This is a genomic window from Clostridium sp. AM42-4 (assembly GCF_003480105.1).
Taxonomy (GTDB): domain Bacteria; phylum Bacillota; class Clostridia; order Lachnospirales; family Lachnospiraceae; genus Brotaphodocola.
The window spans coordinates 1-4,569 of record NZ_QUIK01000041.1 but is presented as its reverse complement, the minus strand read 5'-3'; the positions used below and the strand labels follow the sequence as shown (position 1 = coordinate 4,569).

At 41.5% G+C, this 4,569-nt stretch carries 5 protein-coding genes and 2 pseudogenes; 3 read left to right on the top strand and 4 right to left on the bottom strand.

The features are described 5' to 3' along the window. Positions 1–47 precede the first annotated feature (47 nt). The 3 genes and pseudogenes from DW922_RS17130 to DW922_RS17120 all read right to left on the bottom strand — a co-directional run. A pseudogene (locus tag DW922_RS17130) lies at positions 48–824 on the bottom strand (relaxase/mobilization nuclease domain-containing protein); the annotation flags it as partial. Continuing rightward, a complete protein-coding gene (mobC, locus tag DW922_RS17125) occupies positions 785–1,114 on the bottom strand; it encodes a plasmid mobilization relaxosome protein MobC (RefSeq protein ID WP_002569185.1) in 330 nt (109 codons plus the stop codon). The gene mobC and the pseudogene DW922_RS17130, both read right to left, overlap by 40 nt. A gap of 267 nt (positions 1,115–1,381) precedes the next feature. After that, positions 1,382–1,735, bottom strand: coding sequence for a helix-turn-helix transcriptional regulator (locus tag DW922_RS17120; protein WP_002569186.1), 354 nt, complete (start codon positions 1,733–1,735; stop codon positions 1,382–1,384). Between the two features lie 384 nt (positions 1,736–2,119). Between DW922_RS17120 and DW922_RS17115 the strand changes: the two genes are divergently transcribed. The 3 genes from DW922_RS17115 to DW922_RS17105 all read left to right on the top strand — a co-directional run bounded on the left by DW922_RS17115 (position 2,120) and on the right by DW922_RS17105 (position 3,748). After that, the gene (locus DW922_RS17115; RefSeq protein WP_002588768.1) at positions 2,120–2,299 is read left to right on the top strand and encodes a cysteine-rich KTR domain-containing protein; all 180 of its coding nucleotides are present in this window, start codon (positions 2,120–2,122) and stop codon (positions 2,297–2,299) included. A 23-nt stretch (positions 2,300–2,322) separates the two neighbouring features. Beyond that, positions 2,323–3,312 (top strand): 23S rRNA (adenine(2503)-C(2))-methyltransferase RlmN, encoded by a 990-nt coding sequence (gene rlmN, locus DW922_RS17110; RefSeq protein ID WP_002569187.1) that lies wholly within the window; start codon positions 2,323–2,325, stop codon positions 3,310–3,312. Positions 3,313–3,562: 250 nt separating this feature from the next. After that, positions 3,563–3,748 carry a hypothetical protein gene (locus DW922_RS17105; RefSeq protein ID WP_009243795.1) on the top strand — a complete coding sequence of 62 codons (186 nt, stop codon included), beginning with the start codon at positions 3,563–3,565 and terminating at the stop codon, positions 3,746–3,748. 127 nt (positions 3,749–3,875) lie between these two features. Here the strand turns inward: DW922_RS17105 and DW922_RS17095 are convergent. After that, a pseudogene (locus DW922_RS17095) lies at positions 3,876–4,046 on the bottom strand (sigma-70 family RNA polymerase sigma factor); the annotation flags it as partial. Positions 4,047–4,569 lie beyond the last annotated feature (523 nt).

The window sequence follows — 4,569 nt, the reverse complement described above, 5'->3', positions numbered from 1 at the left end:
CAGTGATATCCTTGAGGAAAATGTGTCAACTAATATTGACAATATCACAGCGACACGCCGCGCTGCTCTCTGGGAGCTTTCGCCACCTTTGTCCGTCTGCCCGCTATCCGTTCCCTTACGGCTTCCTCTGTATAGTCTGCGCCGAGGGTTTTAAGGCGGGTGAAGCGTTCCTGTCCGGGGGCGCGGCATGATACATATTTCCCCGGCTTTATCTCATAGCCCGCCGCCTGTAACCGCGTTAGCAATTCCTCAAAACTGGAAACTTGGGGGATAAGCGCGTCAACAGTGGTTTTCAGCTTGCCTTTCCAACTTGTACCCGTCTTTTCTGCCTGGTACTCCGCATAGCTCTTTCCCTTGCTGCCCTTGCCGGGGACGACAACGGACAAGCCATTTTCCCGGCACAGCTTGTCGCTCATGTTCCGTATGCCGTAATAGCTCCTTTTGTTGGAATTGTATTTATGGTGGTCTACAAAGTTCACCGCGCAAAAAATGATATGGTTATGGACGTGTCCTTTGTCAATGTGCGTCGTGAGTACATACTCATGCTGCCCCTTTGTTACCGCGTCGGCAAGCTGCTTTCCGATTTCATGGGCTTTCTGATAATCGACTTCCCCCGGCTCAAAGGACTGTATCAGATGAAAGGCTAAATTGTTCCCCTTTTGGAGTGCTTGCGACAGGGTATATTCAAACTCAATATCTGCCGTTTCATAGGAGCAACCGAAAGAGGACACAAGCATTTTCCCGTCCGTCTTGTCCGGGTTTTCGATATAGTCAAGGGCTTTGCTTAGAGTGCTTTTAATAGGCTTAATCTTTGTAACCGCCATATCTCCGCAAGCACCCCCTTTATTTCCTCTATGTCCTCTTGGTATGCGTTCCCCGTCGCGTTTACGCGGCGTGCTATCTGGTTGACGTTGACACCGATTTTCTGTATCTCTGCGGTCATAGCCTTTATATCGGCGTGGTCTATCTGAATGATATACCCGTCAATGGCAATCTTCCGCAGATACGCCGCCATGTTCCGGGTGGGTACGAGCTTCATTTTTTCCAGTATTAAATCCCGTTCCGCTTCCGTCACTCTGAATTTGATTTGCACTGTCCTTTTGCGTCCGTCCATGTGTTCGCTCCTTTCCTTTCCGTTCCGAGGGTTTGGGACACTTCCCAACAAGCAATTTTCAACCGACGCGCCGCAGCGCGGGAGGGCGAAAATACGGAAGTGGTACCCGCTTCCTATGCTTGCTACGAATGTTTTTATCCTTTAGGCTCTTATCACCTACTACGGAGAAAAAGCGATTTTGCCAAACTTACGCAAAAGAAAAACGCTGCAACCTCAAAAAAGATTACAACGCTTTCTAAATCCTGTTCAGTTTTAAGTCGGACATTCCTATTCGCCCTCTTTTTCGACTTCGGAAATCTCCTTTGCCGTTGCGGTTACAATCCGTATGCCTGTATCGCTCATACCGTCAAGAAGCGCGTCAAGCTGCCGCCGCTGCGTGTTCTTCTCCGGCGGCGTTTCTAAAAGGAATTGGTCTACGGATATATGGTAACGCTGTATCAGCTCAAAGAATATCTGTAAACTTGGGTGCTGCCCCTTGTTCTCAATGTTCGCAAGGTAGCGCGGCGAGATAAACATTTCGTCGCCTACTTTCTTGCGGCTCTCCTTGCATCCCTCACGCGCTGCCTTTATCGCTGCCCCAAAAGCCTTAAAGTCGTATCGTGGTACTGGTCTTTTTGCCATAGTTATTCACCCTATTACATTTTACTGTTCCCCTTTCTTCTTGGATATGTCTACGTAGTTCTATCAGTTAGCCAAAATAATTCATATATATATATGTTGACAACAAGCTGCTTTTGTATATAATATTATATAAAAGGGGGTGAATGTTTATGTTACATAGCATGCGTATTCGATAAGCATTGAAATCAAAAAAGATTTTTCCCATTTTCAATATGGGCTTTTTTGTCATGCTTATTTTGCGTATGCTATACAACAAAACTAACGACGTATAGACATAGTATAAAAACTATGCCTTAATTTTGTTGTAGTATTATATGTATAAATGCAGGTCAATGCTCATGTTGAGAATTGACCTGCATTTTTTTGCGCAAAAGGAGAAATATTATGCTTGAAAAATATTGGATAAAATGTCCAATTTGTAACGGAAAGACGAGGGTTCAAGTATTTTATAATACGGTATTAAGAAATTTTCCTCTTTTCTGCCCTAAATGTAAATTAACGCATATCGTTGATGTTGAAAAACTAGAAATCATAATCAAAAACTCTGAAAAACAAACTTTTTAATTTTGAAAAGGAAGGATATTTAAATGAAACACTTACCTAAAAGTACACCTACGGAAATATTGAATGACCCATACGGATTTACTTACAAAGAAATGTCGGAAGTAATTGGAGAGGATAAAGCAAGAGCCTTATATACGGAATTGTATAAACAGCCATTTCACAAAGAAAATCTATCAATATCAACAAAAAAAGTCTATAAAAGTAGCGATACTGAAAAGTATGTTTATGAATTGAAAGATAACAGGTATATTGAAACGGTTTTTATTAAACGGCGAGATGGTGGGACTGTTTGCGTAAGTACGCAAGTTGGTTGTTCTGTTGGCTGTATTTTTTGTGAGTCCGGACGCAATGGTTTTGTTCGTAATCTAACACCGTCTGAAATTGTGCAGCAGGTTGTATTGATACGTCAAAAAGTAAATCGTATCGTTTTTATGGGAATGGGAGAACCTTTATTCAATTACGACAACTTGATTGCAGCAATCCATATTCTTCGAGATAGAAATGGACTTAACTTTCCAACCGACGGCATTACCGTATCAACAGTTGGTCCAGTTAATCAATTAAAAAAATTGCGCGAAGAACATCTAAAAATTCAGTTGACAATATCTTTACATGCAGCAACACAGGCTGCGAGAAACTGTATCATTCCTCATATGCACATGTACGCTATTGAAGATGTTGTTAAGCAAGCATTGTCCTATTCTCAAAGGCATAATCGAAAAGTGGTATTTGCGTATTTGCTTTTACCAGGTATAAATGACCGTTCCTCAGATATAAGGCAACTTGCAAAATGGTTTAAGGGCAAAAATGTTATGATTAACGTGCTGCAATACAACCCGACGAGTAATTCAAAAATTAGAGCACCACAAAAACAAGAAATGGTTGCGTTCAAACATCAATTAGAGCAAACAGGACTTGAAGTTACCATGAGAGTTTCTCATGGTAGAGAGATTAAAGCAGCTTGTGGACAGTTAGCTAATACATATAATAAAGCCAAAAAACAACAGAAATAATTTAATTAAAAGAGCCAGACGCACAGACGCAGAGCCGATAATATGCAGTTTGAAATACTGCTGTTATCGGCTCTTTTTTGATTTTAATTTGTGCCCCTAATAACCATATTGGAGCAAAATCAGAACTGTTGCTTGTCGTTCTTTGATTTCCGCAGCAGCTTTGAAAAATCAAAGCCGCCGTTTCTTTTTATCTTCTAATGAAATGACGCGGTATCACTGTTGAAATCGGCGGCTAAAGGAGGTAGCCGCCATGAAGCAAAAAGCATATCGACAAAATCCGACAGTTATTGACTTATCAAAAAAAGCCCGCCCACCACCGGGGGAAACTACGCTTATATATATGAACTGTCTAATCATCTGGATACTGCTTACAATGCCTATGCGCCCGTCCGGGCTTTTCGGACGGGCGCATTTTGTACGTTCAAAAAATTTTTGAAGAAATTTCAAAAAATCTTCGGCGTTTTTGAAAAACGCCGTATTGCCCCGCGAAAAGGGGGGAAGCACCACCAACTTTCCAACGAGAAAGGAGGTGAGAATGTGGAACCTAATAGCAGGGAGTTTTAGAAGTCTGTGTATTGCTCCCTCACGACTTCAAGCAGACAGCCTTGAATGGGGATAAACAGCTTGTCCATATAGGTCTGGTCGGATTCCCTGCAACGGCAGAACTCCGTGTAGGATAATTCCACATAGCCGCCACTTTCTCTGATATATACCTTTCTTGGTGCATATTTCACCATAAATACCTCCCATCTGAATTTTTGAAATGTAAAAAATCCAGATGGAGAGGCGGAGAACGACACCGCATATCAGAAACAGCCCTACGGCACTTTCCAACAAAAATCGACAAAAGAAAAACCGCAAAGGCTCTGTGACCTTTACGGTTATAGGAAATAGTAATTCTATTGTATGGAGATTGTACTTCTACTTTCAAGGTGAGAAGTACCGTTGCACTGGCAGAAATTTTTTTAACTGGTTTCCTGCCGTTCTCTGATATGCTATGTATTGATAAATTTTGCTTCGTATGAGCAGATAGATAACTGCCCGAAAAAAGGACATAAAAAAATCCCTCCAAATTTAAAAACAAATTCAGAGGGTAATTTAGGGTATAACAAAATAACCCACCCGAATATCGTTTTTTTTATTTGGTGAGTTTGTTCTTTCAAATACGAAACAAAAAGAGCCGATGATTCGTGAATTGTTCCACAATTTCATCGGCTCTGCGTCTTAAGCGTCTGGCTCTTTGATGACAGTTATCTT